This is a genomic window from Streptomyces sp. BBFR51 (assembly GCF_044591655.1).
Lineage (GTDB): Bacteria > Actinomycetota > Actinomycetes > Streptomycetales > Streptomycetaceae > Streptomyces.
The window spans coordinates 9,098,956-9,121,569 of the sequence record NZ_CP172448.1 but is presented as its reverse complement, the minus strand read 5'-3'; the positions used below and the strand labels follow the sequence as shown (position 1 = coordinate 9,121,569).

22 protein-coding genes and 1 pseudogene are annotated in these 22,614 nt (G+C 71.9%); 8 read left to right on the top strand and 15 right to left on the bottom strand.

Translation table 11 applies throughout. From position 1 onward, the window contains the following. Positions 1–188: 188 nt before the first annotated feature. The 3 genes and pseudogenes from ACGH7X_RS41165 to ACGH7X_RS41155 form a co-directional block, all read right to left on the bottom strand. Positions 189–716: pseudogene (locus ACGH7X_RS41165) on the bottom strand (zinc-binding dehydrogenase). A gap of 259 nt (positions 717–975) precedes the next feature. Next, on the bottom strand, positions 976–2,439 hold the full coding sequence (locus ACGH7X_RS41160) for a multiprotein-bridging factor 1 family protein (protein ID WP_399896322.1): 1,464 nt from the start codon (positions 2,437–2,439) through the stop codon (positions 976–978). Positions 2,440–2,563: 124 nt separating this feature from the next. Beyond that, entirely contained in the window at positions 2,564–3,124 is a 561-nt protein-coding gene (locus ACGH7X_RS41155; protein WP_399896319.1) for a nuclear transport factor 2 family protein, read from the bottom strand. 186 nt (positions 3,125–3,310) lie between these two features. Here ACGH7X_RS41155 and ACGH7X_RS41150 point away from each other — a divergent pair, with 186 nt between their 5' ends. The 3 genes from ACGH7X_RS41150 to ACGH7X_RS41140 all read left to right on the top strand — a co-directional run bounded on the left by ACGH7X_RS41150 (position 3,311) and on the right by ACGH7X_RS41140 (position 5,997). Then, the gene (locus ACGH7X_RS41150; protein WP_399896316.1) at positions 3,311–4,066 is read left to right on the top strand and encodes a molybdopterin-dependent oxidoreductase; all 756 of its coding nucleotides are present in this window, start codon (positions 3,311–3,313) and stop codon (positions 4,064–4,066) included. Beyond that, positions 4,050–4,805 carry a cytochrome b/b6 domain-containing protein gene (locus tag ACGH7X_RS41145; protein ID WP_399896314.1) on the top strand — a complete coding sequence of 252 codons (756 nt, stop codon included), beginning with the start codon at positions 4,050–4,052 and terminating at the stop codon, positions 4,803–4,805. Before ACGH7X_RS41150 ends, ACGH7X_RS41145 begins: the two co-directional genes overlap by 17 nt. Positions 4,806–4,899: 94 nt before the next feature. Continuing rightward, complete coding sequence (locus tag ACGH7X_RS41140; protein WP_399896311.1) at positions 4,900–5,997, top strand: alpha/beta hydrolase family protein; 1,098 nt, start codon at positions 4,900–4,902, stop codon at positions 5,995–5,997. A gap of 75 nt (positions 5,998–6,072) precedes the next feature. Here ACGH7X_RS41140 and ACGH7X_RS41135 read toward each other — a convergent pair whose 3' ends face one another. The 5 genes from ACGH7X_RS41135 to ACGH7X_RS41115 all read right to left on the bottom strand — a co-directional run bounded on the left by ACGH7X_RS41135 (position 6,073) and on the right by ACGH7X_RS41115 (position 10,978). Further along, on the bottom strand, positions 6,073–6,987 hold the full coding sequence (locus ACGH7X_RS41135) for a trimeric intracellular cation channel family protein (protein WP_399896308.1): 915 nt from the start codon (positions 6,985–6,987) through the stop codon (positions 6,073–6,075). Positions 6,988–7,252: 265 nt separating this feature from the next. Further along, positions 7,253–8,074, bottom strand: coding sequence for an ABC transporter ATP-binding protein (locus ACGH7X_RS41130; RefSeq protein WP_399896306.1), 822 nt, complete (start codon positions 8,072–8,074; stop codon positions 7,253–7,255). Continuing rightward, positions 8,071–9,168, bottom strand: a complete 1,098-nt coding sequence (locus tag ACGH7X_RS41125) for a FecCD family ABC transporter permease (protein ID WP_399896303.1) — start codon at positions 9,166–9,168, stop codon at positions 8,071–8,073. The genes ACGH7X_RS41130 and ACGH7X_RS41125 overlap by 4 nt, the downstream gene beginning before the upstream one ends. Next, a complete protein-coding gene (locus ACGH7X_RS41120) occupies positions 9,169–10,224 on the bottom strand; it encodes an ABC transporter substrate-binding protein (RefSeq protein WP_399896300.1) in 1,056 nt (351 codons plus the stop codon). It abuts the gene before it with no gap. A 124-nt stretch (positions 10,225–10,348) separates the two neighbouring features. Continuing rightward, positions 10,349–10,978: a sigma-70 family RNA polymerase sigma factor gene (locus ACGH7X_RS41115; protein WP_399896297.1), complete on the bottom strand. Its 630-nt coding sequence runs from the start codon at positions 10,976–10,978 to the stop codon at positions 10,349–10,351. 270 nt (positions 10,979–11,248) lie between these two features. On the opposite strand from ACGH7X_RS41115, the gene ACGH7X_RS41110 reads away from it, so the two are divergent. Genes ACGH7X_RS41110 through ACGH7X_RS41100 form a run of 3 tightly spaced genes read left to right on the top strand, consistent with a single transcriptional unit; the run spans position 11,249 to position 14,330 of the window. Beyond that, positions 11,249–11,500 (top strand): hypothetical protein, encoded by a 252-nt coding sequence (locus tag ACGH7X_RS41110; RefSeq protein WP_399896294.1) that lies wholly within the window; start codon positions 11,249–11,251, stop codon positions 11,498–11,500. Positions 11,501–11,511: 11 nt separating this feature from the next. Beyond that, entirely contained in the window at positions 11,512–13,803 is a 2,292-nt protein-coding gene (locus ACGH7X_RS41105; RefSeq protein WP_399896291.1) for a heavy metal translocating P-type ATPase, read from the top strand. Then, a complete protein-coding gene (locus tag ACGH7X_RS41100; protein ID WP_399896289.1) occupies positions 13,803–14,330 on the top strand; it encodes a copper chaperone PCu(A)C in 528 nt (175 codons plus the stop codon). Before ACGH7X_RS41105 ends, ACGH7X_RS41100 begins: the two co-directional genes overlap by 1 nt. A gap of 32 nt (positions 14,331–14,362) precedes the next feature. Here ACGH7X_RS41100 and ACGH7X_RS41095 read toward each other — a convergent pair whose 3' ends face one another. Further along, positions 14,363–14,602, bottom strand: coding sequence for a hypothetical protein (locus ACGH7X_RS41095; protein ID WP_399896286.1), 240 nt, complete (start codon positions 14,600–14,602; stop codon positions 14,363–14,365). Between the two features lie 274 nt (positions 14,603–14,876). Here ACGH7X_RS41095 and ACGH7X_RS41090 point away from each other — a divergent pair, with 274 nt between their 5' ends. Continuing rightward, a complete protein-coding gene (locus ACGH7X_RS41090; RefSeq protein WP_399897716.1) occupies positions 14,877–16,082 on the top strand; it encodes a sensor histidine kinase in 1,206 nt (401 codons plus the stop codon). Beyond that, positions 16,070–16,726, top strand: coding sequence for a response regulator transcription factor (locus tag ACGH7X_RS41085; RefSeq protein WP_319709025.1), 657 nt, complete (start codon positions 16,070–16,072; stop codon positions 16,724–16,726). Before ACGH7X_RS41090 ends, ACGH7X_RS41085 begins: the two co-directional genes overlap by 13 nt. A gap of 22 nt (positions 16,727–16,748) precedes the next feature. Here the strand turns inward: ACGH7X_RS41085 and ACGH7X_RS41080 are convergent, their stop codons facing one another. The 6 genes from ACGH7X_RS41080 to ACGH7X_RS41055 form a co-directional block, all read right to left on the bottom strand. Further along, positions 16,749–17,117, bottom strand: coding sequence for an ATP-binding protein (locus ACGH7X_RS41080; protein ID WP_399897713.1), 369 nt, complete (start codon positions 17,115–17,117; stop codon positions 16,749–16,751). Between the two features lie 144 nt (positions 17,118–17,261). Next, the gene (locus tag ACGH7X_RS41075; RefSeq protein ID WP_399896283.1) at positions 17,262–17,990 is read right to left on the bottom strand and encodes a DUF1775 domain-containing protein; all 729 of its coding nucleotides are present in this window, start codon (positions 17,988–17,990) and stop codon (positions 17,262–17,264) included. 47 nt (positions 17,991–18,037) lie between these two features. After that, positions 18,038–19,585 carry a beta-propeller fold lactonase family protein gene (locus ACGH7X_RS41070; protein WP_399896280.1) on the bottom strand — a complete coding sequence of 516 codons (1,548 nt, stop codon included), beginning with the start codon at positions 19,583–19,585 and terminating at the stop codon, positions 18,038–18,040. 130 nt (positions 19,586–19,715) lie between these two features. Beyond that, positions 19,716–20,423: a hypothetical protein gene (locus ACGH7X_RS41065; protein ID WP_399896278.1), complete on the bottom strand. Its 708-nt coding sequence runs from the start codon at positions 20,421–20,423 to the stop codon at positions 19,716–19,718. Further along, entirely contained in the window at positions 20,408–20,989 is a 582-nt protein-coding gene (locus tag ACGH7X_RS41060; protein WP_399896275.1) for a sigma-70 family RNA polymerase sigma factor, read from the bottom strand. The genes ACGH7X_RS41065 and ACGH7X_RS41060 overlap by 16 nt, the downstream gene beginning before the upstream one ends. Before the next feature lie 310 nt (positions 20,990–21,299). Next, on the bottom strand, positions 21,300–22,601 hold the full coding sequence (locus ACGH7X_RS41055) for a dicarboxylate/amino acid:cation symporter (protein ID WP_399896272.1): 1,302 nt from the start codon (positions 22,599–22,601) through the stop codon (positions 21,300–21,302). Positions 22,602–22,614 lie beyond the last annotated feature (13 nt).

Here is a 22,614-nt window from a genome sequence, read left to right as displayed (position 1 = left end):
CAACAGGGTTCACCACCGCGACGTGCTGTTGTCAAACAGCGGCAAGCACGGACCGATATACGGACGAGGAGCTGTCAGCAGGGTGAACGACTGCTATGTCAGGGGCAGTTGGGACGGCCGCCGACTTGCCCGGACGACACGGCACCAGGGCAGACCCGGCACCAGGGGCCCCGCCCCGCCATCGCCCTTCAGTGAGTGAGCACGATCTTTCCCCGGGCACGACCGGTCTCGCTCAGCCGCTGTGCGTCGGCAGCGTCCTCGAGTGGGAAGGCGGCCGCGACCGGCACGGTGAAGTGCCGCTGCTCGACGTCCGCGCCGGCGGGCACCAGGGCGGCGTCACGCTCGCGCAGACCGGGACCGTAGGTGGTCGCCGCCGCCCTCAGTTCCGCGAGCAAATAGTTGTTCGCGCTCGCCGTTGCGACGACGGTCGCGTCCCGCGAGATCCACGATGCCGAAGACCTCGTCGCCCGGCCGCACACCGCTGACTCCCGCGCCCACCTCGTCGGCCACCCGTGCGGCGTCCACTCCGGGCACGTGAGGCACACTCACCGGCATCACGTCGCGAAACCCGCCGGAGCGCACGACGCGGTCGGCCGGTGTGACACCGGAGACCTTCACGGAGATCCGGATCCTTCCGGACCCGCGTGCGGCTCCGGCATGTCGGCAATCTCCAGCGCGCTCGGGGGGCCGTACTCGGGAAAACGCAGTGCTCTCATGACACCGGAAGCTGTCCGAACCACCCGTCGACTCGGCATAAGTCGGTGTGTGGGCAGTTCTGTTACCGAGGATTCGGCACTCGGTCCGCCGCGTCCGCCCAGGCGCCGCGTGCGATCGTCCCGGCGGACGGATACGGTCCCTGGCCGGGCGTGCCCGACCGGTGCCTGCGGGGCCGGACCCCGGTACCGGACGCCGCCCGGCCCTGAGCGCGCGCCGCCCCGCCCACGGCCGAGACCGCGTGCGACTCGGACCGGGGACTCAGGGCCCGGCATCCGCCCGGGCGGCCCGGATCCGCTCCTGGAAGTCCCGCACCTCGCGCAGGCCTCCCCAGGTTCCGGTCAGGTGGCCGTGCAGCCCTGCCAGTTCGTGCGAGATGGTCCGCCGGCGCGCCGCCACCGCCTGCTCCACCACCGGGGTCGCCAGTTCCAGCGCCGCGTCCAGTTCGCCCGCCCCCGCATGACAGTCGGCCAGCCGCAGCGTCAGCAGCAGCCGGGTGGGCAGCATCCCTGCCGGCACCTGTTCCAGCGCCAGCACGGCGGCGCGTGCGGCGCCGCGTGCCGTGGCGCGGTCGCCCGTCAGCAAGGCCAGGTCCCGCAGTCCGCCCGCGACCGCCGACTCGACCCGTAACTGCCCCTGCCCGTCCGCCAGCCAGGGCGCCTGGGCCAGATCGCGCCCGCCCAGGCCGTCCAGTCCACCGCGGCTGAGGGAGGCGCGGCGGCGGCATTCCGCGCCGTCGCCGGTCGCCGCGTAACCTCGCGCCAGGTACATGTGGGCCAGGGTTGCGATCCAGCCGCCGCGGGCACCGAGGCCGGCCAGGGCCTGCGCGTAGCCGAGCGCGGAGGGACCGTCTCCGTCCAGCCGTGCCAGCGTGCACAGGTCGGTCGTCAGCGTCACCCGCGTGATCGTGTCGCCGGCCGCCTCGGCCCACCGCAGTCCGTGGGCGACCCAGGCCATCGCCAGCGCCCCCTGCCCCCGCTGCATCCGCAGTCGGCCCGCGAGCTGGGCGTATCGCGCCGCGATTCGCATCAGCACCAGCGGCGGACCCTGCGCGGCGTCGGCCGCCTCGGCCCAGGCGGCCAACGAGCGCAGCACCTGTTCCACGGTGCCGAGCGCGGTGGTCGAGGTCGAGCGCAGCGCGCTGTGCTCGCACCGGTCCAGCAGGGCGAGGACCAGGTGGACCAGGTCGGGTTCCGCTGCTGCCGGAGCGGCCGTCACGCGGGCCTGCCGCAGCCGGTCCGGCAGCAGAACCAGGTCTCCGAACGGCGGCACGGCGCATCCTTGAGCGCCGACGTGCAGCGCGCATCCGTGAGCGTCGAGCCACTCCGGCCAGTCGTCCACCGCCCGGCCCGGTACGAGCGGCCGTTGCTCGCCCCCTCCCGGCAGCGGCCCGGAGAACGCGGCCCCCGGAGAAACGGGGGGCCGACGCCCTCGCTCGTCGCCGGCCCCGGCCAGCGCGGAGAGCACTCCCCGGGCGTTCAACACGTGTTCCAGTCCGGACACCACCCCGGCGGTCGGTTCTCTTGTGCCGCTCTCCCATTTGCTGATCAGACTGTGGTGGTATCCGACCAGTCGCCCAAGCTGACGCTGCGTCAGTTGCATGCGCCGACGGCAGTGCCGCAGCTGCGCCCCGAACTCCGCCCACGGCGCCAAAACGCCGTCACCCCGGGCCCGGCGCCCTCCCACCGGTCCACTTTTTCCGGCACTCGCGTCCTGGACGGACATCGCCCACTCCTGTCAGCTGCTCGGCCGTCACGGGGCTGCTGCGCAGCGATGGTACGGGCGTGTGAAGAAAGTGGGGAGGTGTCCGCCGAGGGAAACGGTTCGGCGGCCGTGTGTCGTGTCAGGGCTACGTCGGCGGCCTCCAGTCGGCGGGCAGGCCGGACTGGCGGAGCATCGTGGCCCGGTCGTAGTAGTCGGTGTTGACGGCGATCTTTCCGTGCCGGAGTTCGAGGACGCTGGCCATCTGCACCTTGAACGGCTTGGACGCCCCCGGAAGGGTTCCGGAGTAGTCGGTCCGGATCACCACGCGGTCGCCACTGCGGAACGCGTCGGTGATCTCGAGGTCCGCGTCGGGGATGAGCCGCTCGGTGATCGCCTTGAACTCCGTGATCTCCGCTCGCCCTCGCGAGGTGTAGGGCACCGACAGGTCGACGAGGGTGCCGTCCTTGGTGAACAGGCCGGCCAGCGCGTTCGGGTCCTCGCCGGTCCACGCGGAGTGCCACGCGGCGGCGATGCGGGGAACGCGCTCGGACCGGGCCGACGCCTCGGCCGTCGCCGCCGGTGCATGTGCCGGGGCGGTGGCGGGCCGGTCCTCGTCCGCCACCGCCTGACCGACCAGGACCGTGGTGGCGACAGCCGCCATGGTGAGTACGGCGGCCGTGCTGCGTCGGATGCGCGATGTGGCCATGGTGGGCCGTCCCTTCAAGGTGGCTGCGGAATCGAGAAGTACGGGGCCCGGGCGGTTACCGCCCCGGAGCCCTGCTGTTGATCACGCTAGCCACCGGAGAGAGAGTTTGGCAGTGTTCGATTTTCCTCACATGCAGCGATCGAGTACCGGCTTCAACACCGTGCCGCGGACACGCGTATACCAGGCATGAGCGACTCTCCTCCCAAGGTGCCGTCCCCACTCCCGGGCCCCGAGGCCGACCCCAGCGGTGCCCCGGTGGGCCGGCGGGTGCTGCTGGGCATGCTCGGGCTGGGCGCCCTCGGCGTAGCAGCCGGGGGCCCGATCCAGGATGTGGTCGCCAAGGGCGTCGACGCCGTGGCGCAGAAGGATCCGACGGGCCTGTCGGACCTGCTGCCGGGCAACCGCTTCCGGTACTACACGGTCACCTCCAGCACCCCCGAGATGGACGAGGCGACCTACCGTCTCCAGATCGGCGGCATGGTGGACAAGGAGACGACCTTCCGACTGTCCGACCTGGCCGCACTGCCCCAGACCAGGCTGGTGCGGGACGTGCAGTGCGTGACCGGCTGGCGGGTGCCGAAGACCCCGTTCGCCGGGGTACGCCTGTCCACCCTCCTCGACGCCGTGGGCGTGTCGCCCAAGGCCAAGGCCATCCGGTTCAGCTGCTTCGACGGCGCCTACACCGAGAGCCTCACCCTCGAACAGGCCAGGCATCCCGAGGTGCTGGTCGCCACCAGCATGGAGGACAAGCCGGTCACCCACGCCCACGGCGGCCCGGTCCGGCTCTACGTGGCCCCGATGTACTTCTACAAGTCCGCGAAGTGGCTGTCCGGCATCAACGTCACCGACAAGGTGATCCCCGGCTACTGGGAACGCCGTGGCTACGACGTGGACGCGTGGGTGGGACGCTCGAACGGACGCAACGATGCCCCCACGGTCTGACACCGCCGAAGGTTCGCCCCTGTCGCGGACCGGCCGGCTGCTGCGCTTCACCGCCTCGGCGCGCTGGGCCCATCACGCCACCGCGATCCTGGCAGGGGTGTGCGTCTTCACCGCCGCGTGCCTGTACATCTCACCCCTCTCCCAACTCGTCGGTCGTCGGCCACTGGTGACGGTCGTGCACGAGTGGTCCGGAATCGCGCTATCCGTGCCGGTGCTGCTGGGCATGGCTTCGCGTGCGCTGCGCTCGGACCTGAGGCGGCTCAGCCGCTTCGCGCCCCACGACCGCCGCTGGCTGCGGGCAGCGGTCCGTCGCACCGGGACCTCGAACATCCCCTCCGGCAAGTTCAACGCCGGCCAGAAGCTCTACGCCTCCTGGACGGCGGGCGCGGGCCTGGTCATGGTGGGGACGGGACTGCTGCTCTGGTTCCCCGAGCTGGCCTCGCTGTCCGTCCGCACGGGCGCGACGTTCGTGCACGACTGGCTGGCCCTGACGATCGCCGTGGTGCTTGCCGGTCACATCTGGAAGGCGGCCGGTGACCCCGGCGCCCGGGAGGGCATGTGGCGGGGGACGGTCTCGCGGACCTGGGCCAACCGGGAGCACCGGTTGTGGCGACAGGAGATGGACGGCCACAGCGACAGGGATCCGCTGACGGACACGCTCACGGATCTGCGTACCGTCGCGCCGCGCACGGAAGCAGGCAGGAAACCGCGAGACCGGGCCGACACACCACCCTCGTGACCCGGGCCCGGATCCCCGCCTGAGATCTCCGTCCACCGGTCCCCGGCGGCCTCGCCGGGGCAACGCCTGTGACGTCCGTCCACTCTTACCCGGCATGAGAACACCTCTCCGATCCTTGCTCCGACTGCTGACAGGGCTGTTACTCCTGACCGGCGTCCTGACGGCACAGGCTCAGGCCCCCTCCGCCGCGCAGGAGAACCGGAACCCGGTCGCCGTGGCCGAGTACGACCTGGGCGACACGGCCTTCCGGGATCCGCAGACCGGTACGGTGAGCGAGGTGCGCGCGGTGGTGCACTACCCGCGGCACCTCACCGGCCGGGCACCGCTGATCGTCATGGCGCACGGCTCGTGGTGGGCCTGCGACCGCATGGACGCCGCCACCTGGCCCTGCCCGTCCGGCTCCCGGCCGTTCCCGAGCCATCGCGGGTACGACTATCTCGGCGCGGCGCTGGCCGCCCGCGGCTTCGTGGTCGCGTCGATCAGTGTCGACGGCATCAACCAGACGTCCTTCGACTACGGCGACCGTGCCCGGCTCGTCAACGAACACCTGCGCCTTTGGCAGCAGTTGGCCGCGGGCCGGGGCGGCGCCCTGGCCGACCGGCTCGTCGACGGGTCGGGGCACCCGGTCGCAGCGCGCTTCGCCGACCACGTCGACATGACCCGCGTCGGCACCCTCGGCCACTCGCGCGGCGGCAAGGGCGTGATGTGGCAGGCGTCCGACAAGCACCGCGGCGAATGGCCGGCGGGGGTGCGGGTGCGTGCCGTCCTGGCACTCGCCCCGGTCAAGTTCGACGACCCCGAGGGGGACAACAGCGACACACTCGTCACCCGGCTCCCGTTCGCCGTGGTCACCGGCGGCTGCGACGGAGCGGTCCGCGAGGCCGGCCAGGAGTACCTGGACGACGTCGCGGGGCGGAACCGGGCGACGGACTACTCCGTGTCGCTCCACGACGCGAACCACAACTTCTTCAACACGACCTGGACGCCGCCCTTCCTGTTCGGCGAGGACGACAGCACCTGCCCGGACCGGCAGGCGACTCCCGACCGGCAGCAGGACGCGCTCACCGCCTACGCGACCGCGTTCTTCGGCAGCCAACTCCGGGGCGACCGGCACGGGCTGGCGGTCCTCACCGGCGTACAGCCGCTGCCGGGCGGGCCGTCGACGACCCGGGTGGTACCGGCCGTGCGGTGACGCGTCCTCCGGCGGTGCGGTGGCATGCGGGACCCCGCCGCAGGCCACCGCACTCCCTCTCCGCGCCGGCCATGACTACGCCGGTCGGTCCGGGAGCGCTCCCTGCCGCTCCTGCGTCGATCGGGGTGCTGGGCGCCGCGGTACGAGCCGTGGGTCCGGTGGCCGCGACGCGTCGTGCCGAGGTGCGGCGGCGGGGCGGCCGTGACGGGTTCGCAGGGTGAGCGTCGGCGACTCCGACAGGGGCAGGACGGCGGTCCTCGCCTCGTCGGCCGTACCGGCTTCCGGCGGCGCGCCCTCGCGCGGCGGCTCCGGTGCCCGCTGGAGCCGGAGTCCCGCGAAGGGATCGCGCCACAAGGACGACCGCGGAGTCCGCCATCGGCGCCGCTGGGCGAGGATGCGCAGCCCGAAGCCGAGCAGGGCCGCGGCGAAGGCGGTCGGGGCGTTCAGCCGCCCGGCGGCCTGCAACAGGGTGACCACCACACCGCCCGCCAGTGCGGGGACCGCGTAGAGGTCGGTGTTCCAGCGCAGCAGTGACGGTACTTCGAGGGCGAGCAGGCTGCTCAGCACGCCGCCGCCGACGGCACTGGCCGCGCCGAGGGTGACCGCGGCGGGAACGTTGAAACCGTGCGACAGCGCCTTGATGGTGCCGGTGACGCTGAACAGGCCGAGCGCCGCCGCGTCCCCCAGGTCGAAGAGGCGGCTCTCGAGTGCCGTCCCGCCACGGTGGAGCCGGTGTCCGAAGTAGACGATGACCGCCGCCGCCCACGGCGTCAGGAAGTATCCGAGGTCGCTGAAGGCGACGGGCCGGACGCCGATCACCAGGTCGCGGAAGAGGCCGCCGCCCAGGCCGGCCGCCTCACAAAGGATCACGGTGCCGAAGATGTCGAAGTCCTTGCGCACCGCGAGGATGCCCCCGGACAGGGCGAAGGCGAAGATGCCGATGAGGTCCATGGAGTACTGAGCCGCCTGGCTCACATCGTCGATCAGCAACGAAGCGCTCCGCCGGCGGTGCCATGCCCGGTCGTACGCGTGTCCCCTGGTGGTCTCATCTGTCGTCGGCCTTCTTGGTGAATGACTTGGCACACGGCTGTCGGGCCGCAGCTGCCGTGTGCGTCGAACACCCTTGTCCCACAGGGGCGTTCACACGGACGGACCGCTCATCGGCCACTCGTCAATCTAGGCATCCTGCCGACCCGGCACGATGACGGCAGCGTGACCGTTGGCGGTACAGGCTGTGCTACCACGCCCGGCCGCTTCACCTGAGGTCCGGCGCCCCGGACCCGCTCCAGAGCCTCGGGCCCGATGCCACGGTGGCCGTGTGGTCGAACGCGATCAGCGGGTCTCCCGTCAGGGGATGCTCGATCACCGCCGCCCGCACCCCGAAGACGTCAGCGATCAGTCCGGGGGTGAGTACCTCCAGCGGTGTGCCGGAGGCGACGACCTCACCGGCGCGCAGTACATGGAGCCGGTCGCAGACGGACGCGGCCGCGTTCAGGTCGTGCAGGGACACCAGCGTCGTGCGGTGCTGCGCCCGCAGCAGGGCCAGCAGTTCCACCTGGTGGCGTACGTCGAGGTGGTTGGTGGGCTCGTCCAGGACGAGCACGTCCGGGTCCTGGGCCAGCGTGCGGGCCAGCAGCACCCGCTGGCGTTCCCCGCCCGACAGTGCCGAGAACCCGCGTGTGCCGTACCGCGCCATGCCCACCCGGTCCAGGGCGTCGGCGACGATCTTCCGGTCCCCGTCGTCCTCACCGGCGAAGGCCCGCTTGTACGGGGTGCGTCCCATCGCCACCACCTCGCGCACGGTCAGCTCGAAGTCGCCGCCCCGCTCTTGTGGCAGCGCGGCGACATGACGGGCGGACCGTGCCGGGGACAGCGTCGCCAGGTCGGTGCCGTCGAGCAGGACCCGCCCGGACGCGGGACGCAGATGCCGGTAGACCGTGCGCAGCACACTCGACTTGCCGCTGCCGTTCGGGCCGATCAGCCCGGTGATCTCTCCGGGTGCGGCGAACAGGTCCACCCCGCACACCACCGTACGGCCGTCGTAGGCCACCCGCAGGCCCTCCACCTCGATCCTCATCGGGCGCGCTCCAGTCGGCGGTCCAGCAGGAACAGCAGCACGGGAGCACCGACGAAGGCGGTGACCACGCCCACCGGCAGCTCCGTCGACGGCAGTGCCGTACGGCAGACGATGTCGACGACGACCAGCAGGACGGCACCGGTCAGCGCGGAGACGGGCAGCAGCCTGCGGTGGTCGCCGCCGACGACGAGCCGGCACAGGTGCGGCACCATCAGCCCCACGAAGCCGACGGCGCCGGACACCGACACCAGGACGCCCGTCAGGACACTGGTCACGACGAACAGTTCCCGGCGCAGCGCGGCCACGTCCACGCCCAGGCCCGCCGCGGTCTCGTCGCCCAGCAGCAGGGCGTTCAGGGCCCTGGCCCGTGCCTGGAGGGCGAGCAGACCGAGGAGCACCGCGGCGGCCGGCAGGGCGAGGGTGCTCCACTGGGCCCCGCCGAGGCTGCCCAGCAGCCAGAACAGCACGCCCTGGGTCTGCTGTTCGTCGCCCACCCTCAAAACCAGGTAGCTGGTGAACCCTGACAGGAACTGACCGATCGCCACCCCGGCCAGCACGAGTCTCAGCGGGGAGAACGCTCCCCCGCGCCGGGCCACGGCCCAGACCAGGGCGAAGGAGAGCAGCGCGCCGAGGAAGGCGGCGCCGGAGACTCCGAGCCCGAGCAGTCCCCCGGTGCCGGCGCCGAGCACGATGGCGGCGACGGCCCCCAGCGAGGCCCCGTTGGAGATGCCCAGCAGGTAGGGATCCGCCAGCGGATTGCGTACCAGCGCCTGGACCGCGGTGCCCACGACGCCGAGTCCGGCCCCGACGACGGCGGCGAGCAGCGCACGGGGCACCCGCAGCTGCCAGACGATCAGGTCCTGGGTACCCGGCCGCGGCTGCCCGCCGGTCAGCCGGTGCAGCACCGTGGACCACACGTCGGTGAAGGGCACACTGGAGGAGCCCCAGGACACGGCCGCGGTGAGCGCCAGCAGCAGCGTCACGGCGAGCCCGGCGAGCAGCAGGCCGACGGGGACGGTCCTGGCGTCCCGGTCGCCGGGCTCCGGTGCCCTCCCGCGTGCCGCGTCCGCGGACGACGACGTTGCCGTCCGCATCTACCGCACGTCCTGGAACCGGTCCGGGTACAGCGTGCGGGCGATCTGCTCGACCGTTTCCGCGTTGGCGACCGACGGGGTCGTCATCCGTTCCGACCGGATCCGCAGGAACCTCTCCTTCTTGACGGCGGTCAGCCCGCGGGTGGCGGGGAAGGACTTGAGGAACCGCTCGGCCTCGTCGAAGGCCTTCTCGTCGGCATCGGCGCTGCCCCGGTTGCGTACCGTCAGCTGGATCCAGTCGGGGTTCTTGGCGACGACGTCCTCCCAGCCGGTCTTCTCGAAGGTGCCCTCGCAGTCGCGGAAGACGTTGCGGGCCCCGGCGAGGGTGATCACCGCGTTGGCCACCTGCCCGCCGCACACCGCGCTGGGCTGCTTGGTGCCCGCGTCGAAGTCGAAGACGAAGTACGTGGGCCGTTCCGCCTCCGGCACGGCCGCCACCCGCTCCCCCGCCGCGTCCACCTTCTCGCGCATCCGGGCCACGATCTCGTCGGCCCGGTCGGACGTCCCGGTGAGGGTCCCGAGCCGCTCGATGTCGCCCATGACCGCGGACAGGTCCTTCTGGGGTCCGGGGTGTTCGGCGGCACAGGCGGTCGAGAGCAGTTCCACCACTTCGATGCCGGCCGCGTCGAACTCCTCGGGGCGGGGTCCGGTGGAGGTGCCGTTCGCGGGCCGGAACGTCTGAAGGTAGACGTCCGCGCCCGAACCGAGCAGCTTCTCCTTGGGGATGACCGTCCGCCCGAGGACCGGCACGTCGGAGGCCTGGTCGGCGAGATCGGCGGGCAACGCGTCCTTTCCCGGCGGGAATCCGGTACCGATCACCTTGGGTCCCGCCCCGAGCCGCAGCAGCATTTCCAGCGCCGACGCGTTGCTCGTGACGATCCTGCCGGGGGGCGAGTCGAAGGTGACCTTCTCACCGTCGCAGTTCTGCACCGACACCCGGGGGCCGGCTCCCTGCGCGGCCGGCGACGCGTTCCCGCCGCCGTCCCCGCCACAGGCGGTGGTGAGCAGCCCCGCGGTGAGCACGACACCACTGACCGGGCGCCACAGTCCGGACACGTTCAACCTCCATGGTCGCGTGCGATCGAGAAGCCCTGTCAGCCGGCTCCGCACAAGGGGTCGCAGTGGCGAGGCGCCGGGTTCCCGGCCCGTTCGGAATTTCTCACCTGTAGCGGCCCGGTCCTCAGGCGCCCGTGTGCGCCGCCTCCGCTTCGCCGACCAGTCCGGCCAGCGCGGTCCGGGCCCGCGCGACGCGGGAACGGACCGTGCCGACGCGACAGCCGAGGATGACGGCGGCCTCGGCGTAGGGGAAGCCGAGGAGCTGGGTGACGACGAAGGCGTCGCGTCGTTCCGCGCAGATGGTCGCCAGCAGCTCCCTGAGGGCGACGCCTTCCTCGAAGCCGGCAAGGTCACGGGGCTGGGCCTCCTCGGCCGCACGGCACCAGTCCTCCCGGTCGGCGCGCCGGGGCCGGGCCGCGGCGTACCGGAAGCTGTCCACCACGGTGCGCCGGGCGATGGTCAGCAGCCAGACGCGGGCGGCCGAACGTCCCTCGAACCGGGGAAGACCGACCAGTGCCCGTACGAAGACCTCCTGGGTGAGGTCGTCGACCTCCTGCGGGTCGGGGCTGAGGTGGGCCACGAAGGTCCGCACGTCGTGGTGGAGTGCCCGGACGAACAGATCGGCCGTACGGGCGTCGCCGTCTCTGGCGGCCAGCGCGAGCCGGGTCGCCTCCGCGTCGGAGGCCGCCGTGTGCCGCCTCCCGGAGCGGCCGACGGCGGAACGCGGGCCGGAGTGGGGCCGTTCGGGGGTCATCGCCACCAGCTCCTTACGCCGGGCATGTGCTGTCTGTGCTGTCTGCGGGGTCTCCTCCCGCCGGGGAGCGCGGCCCCGGGTGTCGTGCGGGTTTACGCGCCGTTGCGGCGAAACGTTGAAGCGGCCCGGCGTCCGCGCGCCGCCCGTACGCCGCTCCTGTGACGCGCGCCACGCGCCCGTCGAGGAACTCACGCCTCGAGCTCCCCGACTCCTCAGGAAACGCGGCCCGATCCCTTCGACGCCGCGCACCGCGAGCGACCTGGAGAACCCGTGACGGCCGAATACCGACCAAAGTCCCCCAAGGCGGGCGCGTCGGCCCGAGCCCTCGCTCCGCCCCCGGTTCTGTACGGCTTCCTCCTGCTGCTGGCCCTGATGTTCGCGGTGTCGTACGCCGTCGGGTCCGCCGCCGGCCCGGTCTCGCCCGGCATGTCGGGCTCGTCGGACAGCGGAGTCGTGTCCCCGGGGGACGGCGGCGGGGGCGGGACCGGAGGGGGCCAGGACGACATGGACGAGATGGGCTGAGGAGAGCACCGATGGACACCGAATCCACTGCCCCGGATCCCGTCACCATGACCACCGACCTGACCGTCGGCGGCATGACCTGCGCGGCCTGTGTGAACCGCGTCGAGAAGAAGCTCGGCAAGCTGGAAGGGGTCACGGCCAGCGTCAACCTGGCGACCGGCCGGGCCCGGGTGGAGCACCCCGCGGACATCGGCGCCGAGGAACTCGTCGCGGCCGTGGAAAGGGCCGGTTACACCGCCGCGATCCCCGAACCGCCCGGCGAGGCGCGGCCCGCGGACGACGCGGGCGAGACCGCCGGCCCGGGCGGCGGGGCCGGGGGCGGGGCCGACCGGCGAGAACACCACCGGCTCGTGGTCACCGCCCTGCTCTCGCTGCCCGTGCTCGCCGTGTCCATGGTGCCCGCGTTGCAGTTCGTCAACTGGCAGTGGCTGTGCTTCACCCTCACCGCCCCCGTCGTGTTCTGGAGCGCGTGGCCGTTCCACGTGCGGGCCCTGCGGGGGCTGCGGCACTCGGCCGCGACCATGGACACCCTGGTCTCCCTGGGTGTGGTCGCCTCCTTCGCGTGGTCCACGTACGCCCTGTTCCTGGGCGGTGCCGGGGAGCCGGGCATGGAGATGGCCTTCTCCCTCCTGCCCGGCGCGACCACCGACGCCCCGGCGATCTACCTCGAAGCGACCGTCAGCGTCCCGCTGTTCGTGCTCGCGGGCCGCTTCCTGGAGGCACGGGCCAGGCGCGGGACCGGGGAGGCGCTCCGCTCGCTGGCACGGCTGACGGCCAAGGAGGTGGCGGTCCGCGAGAACGGCACCGAGCGGCTCGTCCCCGTGGAGGAGCTGACCGTGGGGCAGGTCTTCGTGGTCCGCCCCGGTGAACGGGCGGCCACCGACGGGCAGGTCGTGAAGGGCAGTTCCGCCGTGGACCTGTCCCTGGTCACCGGCGAGAGCGAGCCGGTCGAGGTGGGCCCGGGATCGGCCGTGGTGGGCGGAGCGGTCAACGCCGGCGGGCTGCTGCTCGTACGGGCGACCGCCGTCGGCGCCGACACCCAGCTCGCCCGGATCGCACGGCTGGTGACCGACGCCCAGGCCGGCAAGGCGAAGGCGCAGCGGCTGGCGGACCGGGTCGCCGGGTTCTTCGTTCCGGTGGTGCTGGCGCTGGCCGTGACCACGCTGGGCTTCTGGCTGGGCGCGGGAGCCGACGCGCAGCCGGCCGTCACCGCGTGCGTCGCCGTCCTGGTCGTCGCCTGCCCCTGCGCGCTCGGTCTGGCCACGCCCACCGCGCTGATGGCCGCCACCGGCCGCGGCGCCCAGATCGGCGTTCTCGTGAAGGGGCCGCAGTCCCTGGAGGGCCTGCAGCACCTCGACGCGGTCGTACTGGACAAGACCGGCACCCTCACCTCCGGGCACATGAGCGTCGCCCGCGTGACGGCGGTCCCCGGCCAACTGGGCGAGGACGCCGTACTGCGGCTGGCCGGTGCGGTGGAGCAGGGCTCGGAGCATCCGCTGGGCCGCGCGATCGTCGGACACGCGCGCCGGGAGCTGCCCGGCGAGGACCTGCCCGAGGTGCACGGCTTCCGGGCGCTGACCGGGCGCGGGGTGTCCGGGCGGGTGGAGGACCGCCGGGTGGAGGTCCTGGCACCCGGCGACGACCTGCCCGGCCCGCTGGCCGGGGCGCTGGCACAGGCCGAGAAGGCCGCGCACACCCCGGTACTGGTGTGCGTGGACGGGGTGGAGCAGGCCCTGATCGAGGTCGGTGACGTCGTACGGCCCGGCAGCTACCGGGCCGTGGAGCGGCTTCGGCGGCTGGGGGTGCGCCCGGTGCTCGCCACCGGGGACCGCGAGGCGCCCGCACAAGCCGTCGCCGACGCTCTCGGTGTCACCGACGTGTACGCGCGTCGCAGCCCCGAGGACAAGGCCGCCCTGGTGCGGGAACTGCGGGAGCAGGGCTACCGGGTCGCGGTCGTCGGCGACGGTGTGAACGACGCCGCCGCACTCGCCGGGGCCGACCTCGGCATCGCCATGGGCAGCGGCACGGACGTGGCCATCGGAGCCGCCGACGTGACACTGTCCCGCGGCAGCATCGACGCCCTGGCCGACGCGGTGCAGCTCGCGCGGCACACCCTGCGCACCATCCGGACCAACCTGGTGTGGGCCTTCGGCTACAACGTGGTGACCGTGCCGCTGGCCATGGTCGGCCTGCTGAACCCCATGCTGGCCGCCGCGGCGATGTCGCTCAGTTCCCTGCTGGTGGTCGGCAACAGTCTGCGGCTGCGCGCCTGGCAGCCCGCGCCCGCACGCAGGAGGATTTGATGACCGGCCCGACGAACGGACTCCTGCGGCGCCTGTCCCGGCGCCGGCTGGCCGACACCGCGCTGGCCGCCCTCGCCCCCGTCGCCGCGTGCGGCGTCGCCCTCGGCGGCCTGACCGCCTGGGCCGGTGCGGGCGGGGCCGGCAGCCCCACCGTGCGGATCGACGTCTCCTACGGCCGGGTCTTCCTGCCGTTCGGCGCGACGACGGAGACGTCCGCCTACTTCGACATCACCAACACCGGTGACACCGAGGACCGGCTGGTCGCGGTGGCCTACTCCGGCCGGGAGGCCGGCCTCAGCCGGCACGTCATGACGCCCAGCGGCGCCGCGTCCAAGAAGTCCCTGGACTCCGTCGACGTCTCGGCCGGCGACACCCTGTCCATGTCCCCCCACGGTGTGGACGTGACCCTGACGGCACGGCCCGGCTGGCGCACCGGGGACCTCGTCCGCTTCACCCTGCGCTTCGAACGCCGCGGCAGCGTCGACGCCCTCGCGGTGGTCACGCCGCCGGGAGCCGCACCGGTATGAACCGCCTTCGGACACACGCGTGTTCCGGCCGCTCAGCGTCCGCTGCGCAGCCGGCGCACCGCCAGCACGGTGGCGCACGCCGCGGTCATGACACCCGCGACCAGGTGCACCCAGGTGCCGGCCCCGGCGAAGGAGGCCACCGTGTTGCCCACGACGCTGACCACGAGGACCACCCACAGCACGGTGCGGAGCACTCCCCCCTCGGCGCCCTCCTGCGGAGTCCCGCCGCGGACGGAGACCGGCGGAAGCTGTGCGGGGTCCGGGTAGGTCATGGCTGCTCCGTGAGGGGTGAGGAGAAACGGTGCGAGGTCTTCGACGTTACGGACCGGCGCCCCGTGTGCCGATCCCTCAGGCCGCCGGATCGGTGGTACAGCAGGCTCTACCTTTTCCTTCCGCCCCTCCGCACACGCCGTGACGGCACATAGGGTGACGGCGTACTGGAGGGCCGGTGAAAGGCGAAACGTGACCGCCCGGCACAAACACGATCCAGCCACCGCGAGCGGGACCGGCCCGGGTCAGTCCTGGAAGGCGGCCGTCGCCGGCAGTCTGTCCGCCGCGCTCGCCGCGCTCAGGCAGCTCGTCGGCGGCTTCGGCACGGCCGTCCTCGCCCTGGCACTCCTCGGCCTTCTCGTGCTGACGGCCGTCGCCTGTCTGGCGGGCGTCGGTCTGCTGCTCGCGCCCGCCCTTCTGCGGGCCGTGCACGCGCTCGCCCGCCGCGAACGCGGGCGCCTGTCCCGCCACGGCGTCGAGATCGTCGCCCCTGATCCGCCACCGACCCGGCTGCGGCTCGCCCTGGCCGACGACACCACACGGCGTGAGCTGCGCTGGCTGGCGGTCCACGCCTCGTTCGGTCTGCTCACCGGTCTGCTCGGGCTGCTGCTGCCGGTCTTCGCCGTCCGCGACACCACCTTTCCGCTGGTGTGGCCGTTCGCCCCGTCGGGTGCCACGAGCACGTCACTGGGGTTCGGCACCGCCGACTCGTGGGCGCAGGCCAGTGTGGTGTCCCTGCTGGGTGTGGGGTGGATCGCCATCATCCTGGGCCTGGGCCCCGGCCTGGCCCGCCTGCAGTCCCGGCCCGCGGTGCGGCTCCTCGCGGCCGGTCCGGGCACCGACCTCTCCCTGCGGATCGCCGAGCTGACCGCGACGCGGGCCGCCGCGCTGGACGCCCACGCCGTCGAGCTGCGCCGGATCGAGCGGTCGCTGCACGACGGCACGCAGAACCGCCTGGTCAGCGTCACCGTGCTGCTCGGAGCGGCCCGCCGCATGGTGGCCCGCGATCCCGCCGGCGCGGAGGAGCTCCTCGAACGCGCCCAGTCGGCCGCCGAACAGGCACTGTCCGAGCTGCGCGCCGTCGCACGCGGCATCCTGCCGCCCGTACTCGCCGACCGGGGGCTGGCCGGAGCGCTCTCCGGCCTGGCCGCGAACAGCGCCGTGCCCTGCCGGACGGACGTCGACCTCCCGGAGCGGTGCCCCGCCTCGGTCGAGGCCAGCGCCTACTTCGTGGTGGCCGAGGCCCTCACCAACGTCGCCAAACACAGTGGCGCCGCCAACGTCGCCGTCACCGTGCGCAGCCGGGGCGGACGGCTCCTGCTGCGCGTCGAGGACGACGGCCACGGCGGCGCCGACGAGACGGGCGGGTCCGGTCTGACCGGCATCCGGCGCCGTATCGCGGCACACGACGGTGTGCTGCGCCTGACCAGTCCGCACGGCGGACCGACTGTTCTCGAGGTGGATTTCCCATGCGGATCGTGATGGCGGAGGACGACTCCCTGCTGCGCGAGGGGCTGGCGCTGCTGCTGCGCGCGGAGTCGCTGGACGTGGTCGCCAAAGTGGGTTCGGCCGACGAGGTGCTGGACGCCATCGACGCCCACCGGCCCGATGTCGCCATCCTCGACGTGCGGATGCCGCCGACCCATACCGACGAGGGCATCCGCGCGGCCGTCGAGGCGCGCCGCCGTCACCCGGGGCTCGCCGTCCTCGTCCTGTCCGCGTACGTGGAGCAGAGCTTCGCCACCGATCTGCTCACCGACGGCGTCGGCGGCATCGGCTATCTCCTCAAGGAGCGGGTCGGGCGGGTGGAGGAATTCCTCGACGCGCTGCACCGGGTGGCCGCCGGCGGTACCGCCATCGACCCCGAAGTCGTCTCGCAACTGTTCACCCGCTCGCGTCAGGACGTACGCCTGGAGCGTCTGACCCCGCGTGAGCGGGACGTACTGGCGCTGATGGCGGAGGGGCTCGGCAACATCGCCATCGCCCAGCGCCTCGTCGTCACGGACGGTGCCGTGCACAAGCACATCCGCAACATCTTCGCCAAGCTGGACCTGGCACCGAACCAGCAGGTCGACCGGCGGGTCGCCGCGATCCTGCACTACCTGGAGAACGCCCGCCGCCCCTGACACGTCCGCCGCGCCGTGGGCGTCATTCCGGCCGCTCCGGTCCGGCGACACCGAGCACGGCGCTCACCTGTCGTCCCCAGGGCCGGCAGACCGTCTCGGTCCGGTCGGCCAGGCAGCCGACGATGTCCAGACCGCGCCCGCATTCGCCGGGCGCGGGCGGCTCCGGCGACGCGGACGGCTCGCCGTGGTCGGTGACGTCGATGTGCAGGGTGTCCCCGGCCAGGGCGAGTGCGACCGTCAGGTCGGACCGGCCGTGCCGCACCGCGTTGGTGGCGAGTTCACTCACGATGAGCACGGCCGCCTCGCGGTCCTCCCCGTGCACTCCCCAGCGGACCAGGACGGCCGCTGTGAAGTGGCGGGTGGTGCGGACGCCCTGCTCGTGTGCCTCCATGGCCACCGCGGCCCTCCTGCGGACCGGAGCGGGCGGTGGGGCGGCGTCACCACTGTCGGGTAACAGTGCCGTGTGGGACATCGGGTCGCCTTCTGGGGAGTCGGGGCAAGACCGTGGCCGAGTGTCCTGGTGGGCCGGAGGGGGCTATGCGTGCGAGCCGTCCCGCGCACCGCGCCGACGCAGTACGGCGGCGGTGAGGGCGGCGGCCACCGCGACTCCCGCTCCGATCAGCGCGATCAGCGGGAGCGATGAACCGGAGTCGGAGTCCTCGGCGGCGGCGGGTGCGGGTGTCGCCGCGTCGGCGGAAGGAGCAGGAGCGGATGCGGAAGTGCCCGGCTGCTGGGCACCGTCGGCGGATCCGGGCGGCGGGCTGGCCTCGGGGTCCACGACGAGGACCGGGGCGGGGAACTCCGGTTCCTCGGCGCCGGTCTGCGGCTGGTTCCACGCGACGGCGGTGCCGTTGGAGTAGGTCTGTTCCGTGTTGAAGGTCAGGGAGTACCGGTCCGGAATCGGGCCGACGTTCGCCTGGAAGGTCTCGCTCTGGGCGGGCTGGATCTCGTGTCCCTGCTCCGCCGTCCACACCAACTGCGTGCCCTTGTCGCCCGTCCCGGGCAGTGTCTCCTGGTTCCATCCGTCGAGCTTCGGCACCGAGGTGATCATCAGGTCCTTCGGAACCTCGACCGTGATCCGGACGGTGGTGGCCTCCGCCAGCTCGCTGGGCACGCGGAACTGCAGGGTGGCGGGCTTGCCGGGGATGACATCTCCGATGACCCGGACATGGGCCGTGGCGGCGCCGGCCGAGAGCAGGACAGCGCCCGCCGCCCCGGCGACAGTGATCAGTGGGGTGATGTGCCGTCGAGTGCGGCGGGACATGGCAACGTCCTCTCAGGTCGGGGTCGGGATTGGTGTCGGGATCGGGGTCAGCAGCAGTCGCAGAACAGCAGGTCGGCGGTCTTCACACCGTGGGTGTGACCGTTGGCCTGGGAGGCGAAGGCCGCCTTCTGGACGGGGGACACCGCGCCCTTGACCTCGATCGAGACGCTCTTGCCGTCGAAGGCACCGAAGGAGAGCGCCATGGGCGTCGTGCCGTTCTTGTCGGTGGGGAAGGTCCGCAGGGGAGTCTTCTTGCCGTTGTCGGACACGGAGTAGGCCTGGTAAACGGTGTCGGCCTTGAGCCCGCGCGCCTGGAGCTGGATCATGTCCAGACCGGCCACGGGGCGGATGGTGGCCTCCAGGACGCGGCCCTTGACCGGGTCGAGGGTGTCGCCGCGCTTGCCGTCGGGCAGCGTGGTGGGCACGTTGTGGGCCTGCTGGCCCAGTCCCTGGTGGCCGAGGTTGGGGGCGCCGCCGGGCCGGTTGGTGGCGCGGGGAGCGTAGACGATGGCCTGCGGTTCCTGGCCGGAGGCGATGGTGTCGACCACCTTGTTGGTGACCGTGTCGATCACGTCCACCGCGTCGGACTTCTCCAGGCCGATGTAGAGGCGGGAACCGTCGCCGCTGCCCCAGGCGCCGTGCGGGGCGTGACCACCATTCTTGATCTTGGTGATGAGCTGCGGGGCGCCGTCGGTCCGCTTGTAGACCCAGGTCTCGTCGAGTCCGCCCATCGTCAGGTAGACGAACTTCCCCTTGCGGTTGTCGACGAACTGCGGGTGGTTGGTGTCCGGGCCGGTGTTCAGCACGGTGACGAGTTCATTGCGCCTGAGGTCGAGCACGCTGATCTTGCCGTCGCGCTTGTGCGAGACCCAGATCTGCTTTCCGTCCGGGGAGATGGCCTGGTCGGAGGAGAAGGTGGAACCGAGCCCGGTGATGCGCTTGACGATCTTGTGCGAGCGCACGTTGATCACGTCGACTTCGGCCTTGGTGGTGAAGTTGACGTACGCGTACTTGCCGTCGGGACTCATGAGCACCTTCGAGGGGCCGTCGCCGACGCGTACGGTGCCGGTGACGCCGCCGTGCTTGGTGTCGACGATGGAGACCGTGTCCCGGCCGCGGTTGGCGACCCAGAACTCCTTGCCATCGGCGGTGAAGCTGCCCTCGTGTGCGGCGCGGCCCACATCGGTGGTGTTGAGGACCTTGTTGGTCCTGGTGTCGACCATGTGGACGGTGTTGCTCGAGACGCTCACCACGGCCAGCAGGTGGTGGTCCGACGAGTAGGCCAGGCCGTGCACCCCGGAGTCGCCGGTGTACTGGGGGCTGAAGGTGCTGCCGACGCGCTGGTCGCCCAGGGCGATCGTGCCCAGGGTCTTGTTGGTCGAGGGGTCGATCACCGACACGGTGTTGGACGACTGGTCGGCGGTGTAGATCCGGTCGCGGCCCGTGACCGGGATCGGGCGGTGCTTGTCCGTGGCGACGGTCTTGGTCCCCGCGGCTTCGGGGCTCGCCTGTGCAATGGAAGCGGCCGCGACACCGCCGCCCCCCACTCCCAGTGTGGCGATGAGCATCCATGTCGCACGACGCGCAGTAGACATCTCTTGTCTCCGTTGTCTGTTCGCTGTTGTTTCCGGGCAGGACGGACCGCCGGGGGTTTTCGGGTACGGCGGACCGCCCGAGCGCCCGGGTGATTTCGGCGTCAGTTGGTAAAGGGGTCCGGTTGCGGTGTCAGGCCGGCCGGGACGCGGACGGTGAGGGCGGCGGGGGCGCCGACACGCTGACATGAGTCACCACGCGCCCCGATTCGTCCTCGACCAGCAGGGCGGTGATGGTGTCCCGGCGCATGGCGGTCATCATGCGGGTGGACAAGTCCTCGTCGGACTCGGCCCGAACGCTGCCGCCCGGCAAGCGCTTGCCCTCCGCGTTGACGGTCACCATCCGGTAGGTCTCGCCCTTCTTGAGCCCGGACAGCACGACCGGCACCTCGGTGCCTCCGGGGCGCTCGACCATCCCTCCGTCACGGACGAGCTGCACCGACGCCGTCGTCGCGGGCGGCGACTGGTCCTGGTCCAGCGTGAGCGGGACGACCACCGCCGCCGCCGTGACGAAGGCGGCGGACACGCCCAGAGCGATGCGGCGCCGGTACCGGGGCCGTGCGACGGGCTGCGGGGCGGCCACGACCCGGCGGATACGGTCGCCGAGATCGCTGGAGGGCCGCGGGTGCACCGCCGGGGCGCCTTCGCCCACCAGGTCGGCGAACGGGTCGACCCGCCGCATCGTGCGCACCACGTCTTCGGTCTCGGCGGCCTCGCGGGCGCAGTCCGGGCACTGGTCGAGGTGCCGGGAGAGTTCCTCGGGCAGGGGGGTGCCGAGCAGCAGGTGCTCGGTCAGGAGCGGCCGGTAGGGGACGCATGCCTTGTTCATGGTGCCAGCCACCCGTTCTCCTCGAGGATGAGCCGCAACGACCGCACGCCGTAGTACAGCCGGCTGCGCATGGTGGACGCCGGGACCCCCAGCTCCTCCCCCAGTTCGGCGCAGGTACGACCGCCGAAGTACACCTCCACCACCGCCTCCCTGTGCTGCGGGCTCAGCCGCTCCAGCGCCTCCCCCAGCTGGATCCGCTCCAGGAGCTGATCGACGGGGTCGAACGCCGAGGACGACTCGGACACGGCGTCCCACGAGGAGTATCCGGTGCCCTCGCGGACCTTGCGCCGACGGATGGCGTCCACCACCGCGTTCCGGGCGATGGCGAACAGCCAGGTCCGCATGGATCCCTGGGCGGGGTCGAAGCCGCGGGGCGACTTCCAGGCCCGCACGAAGGTCTCCTGGACGACGTCCTCGGCGAGCTGCCGGTCGTCCAGGGCCTTGAACGCGAACCCGAAGAGTTCACCGCCGTAGAGGTCGTAGGCGGCCTGCACCTCGCGGTCGGTGCGCAGCGCGGTCGGCTCCGCGTCCTTCGACGCGAACCGTCCGCGCAGCCACTTCACGGGGCTACCGCTCACCGACGCGGCCGTCCGTGTCCGATCCGTGCCAGGGGGCCATGATGCCGTCCATTTCCGCAGACGATGTGGTCACCAGGGGATACGCGGCCTTCGACATCCGTGTTGAAAGGGCTTGAAAATTTGTTGGTCCGGCGGAAAACACGCAGGTCACATCCTTGCATTCGCTGATCTTCGGTGCACGGGACACGCGAACGGCCCGAGCACCGCGGGAAGCGGTGGCACGGGCCCGGTCACGGTCACAGGGGTGCGGCGGCGCCGACGCGACGGTCACGCAGGCGTCACGGGCGCCGACGGCGGTCGTCGGCCGGGGTCAGGCCTCCACCCTCTCGGCGACGGGGTCGGCGGCCTTGGCCCGGTCCGTGAACCGGCCCTCCGACTTCGCGATCACGAGAGCGGCGAGCGAGTTGCCCGTGACGTTCAGACCGGTCCGTGCCATGTCGACCACGAAGTCGACGGCCAGCAGGATGGCGATCCCCTCGGCGGGCAGGCCGATGGTCGAGCCGGCGGAGAACAGCACGACGATCGACGCCGAGGGAACGCCCGCGATGCCCTTGGTCAGCAGCATCAGCACGAGCAGGGTGGTGATCAGACGCGGCACCGTCAGCTCCACGCCGTACGCGTGGGCCAGGAAGACCACCGCGAGGCCCTCGTACATCGTGGCGCCGTCGGCGTTGAAGGAATAGCCGAGGGGCAGGGTGAACGAGGACACCTTCCGGTCCACGCCGAACTTGTCGAGGCGCTCGATCAGCGGGGCGAGGACCACCTCGGAACTGCGCGTCACGAACGACAGGAACAGCAGGTCCCCGACCGCGCGCAGCATCCGGACGTACGGCACCCGGAAGACGACGGCGACGATCGGGAACAGCACGGCGAGGACCACGAGGACGGCGGCGTAGAAGACGAGGACGAACACCGCCAGCTTCACCACCAGGTCCCAGCCGTAGTGAGCGGTGTTGTACGCGACGAACGCGACGACGGCCAGCGGGGTCAGCTTGATGATCCATGTGATCATCTGGAACATCGCGTCGGCGACGGCGTCGAAGACGGCGACCACGGGCTTGGCCTTGTCGCCGATCTTGGTCAGCGCCATCCCGAGGAAGACCGCGAAGAAGAGGATCGACAGCAGCTCCCCCTCGCCCGCCGATGCGAACACGTTCTCGGGAATGATGTGGAGGAACAGGTTCTTCAGATCGACACTCCGGCCTATTCCTTCGGTGTCGGCAGGGTCGACAGATCCCAGGTTCGCACCCTTTCCAATTCCGGAAACAAAGGCGGCGAACAACGTGAATGCCAAAATCACCGTTGTGACGATCTCGAAGTAGAGAAGCGCCTTGGTGGCCATGCGCCCCACCGTCTTCGCCGACTCCATGCGCGCCACGGACACGACGATGAGCGGGAAGATCAGCGGAACGATGGTCATCTTGATCAGCCGGATGAAGCCGTCTCCCACGATCTTCAGCTCGTTGGAGAAGGCCGGCGCGACCACACCGAGCAGGGCGCCGACCACGAGCGCGATCAGAACCTGCACGCCGAGGGGCGGCAGCGTGATCCGTCGTCGGCGGCTCGCAGCGGGCGGAGCATTCTCCGCGACGACTGTTCCTGAATTCGACATGAGCAACACGTCC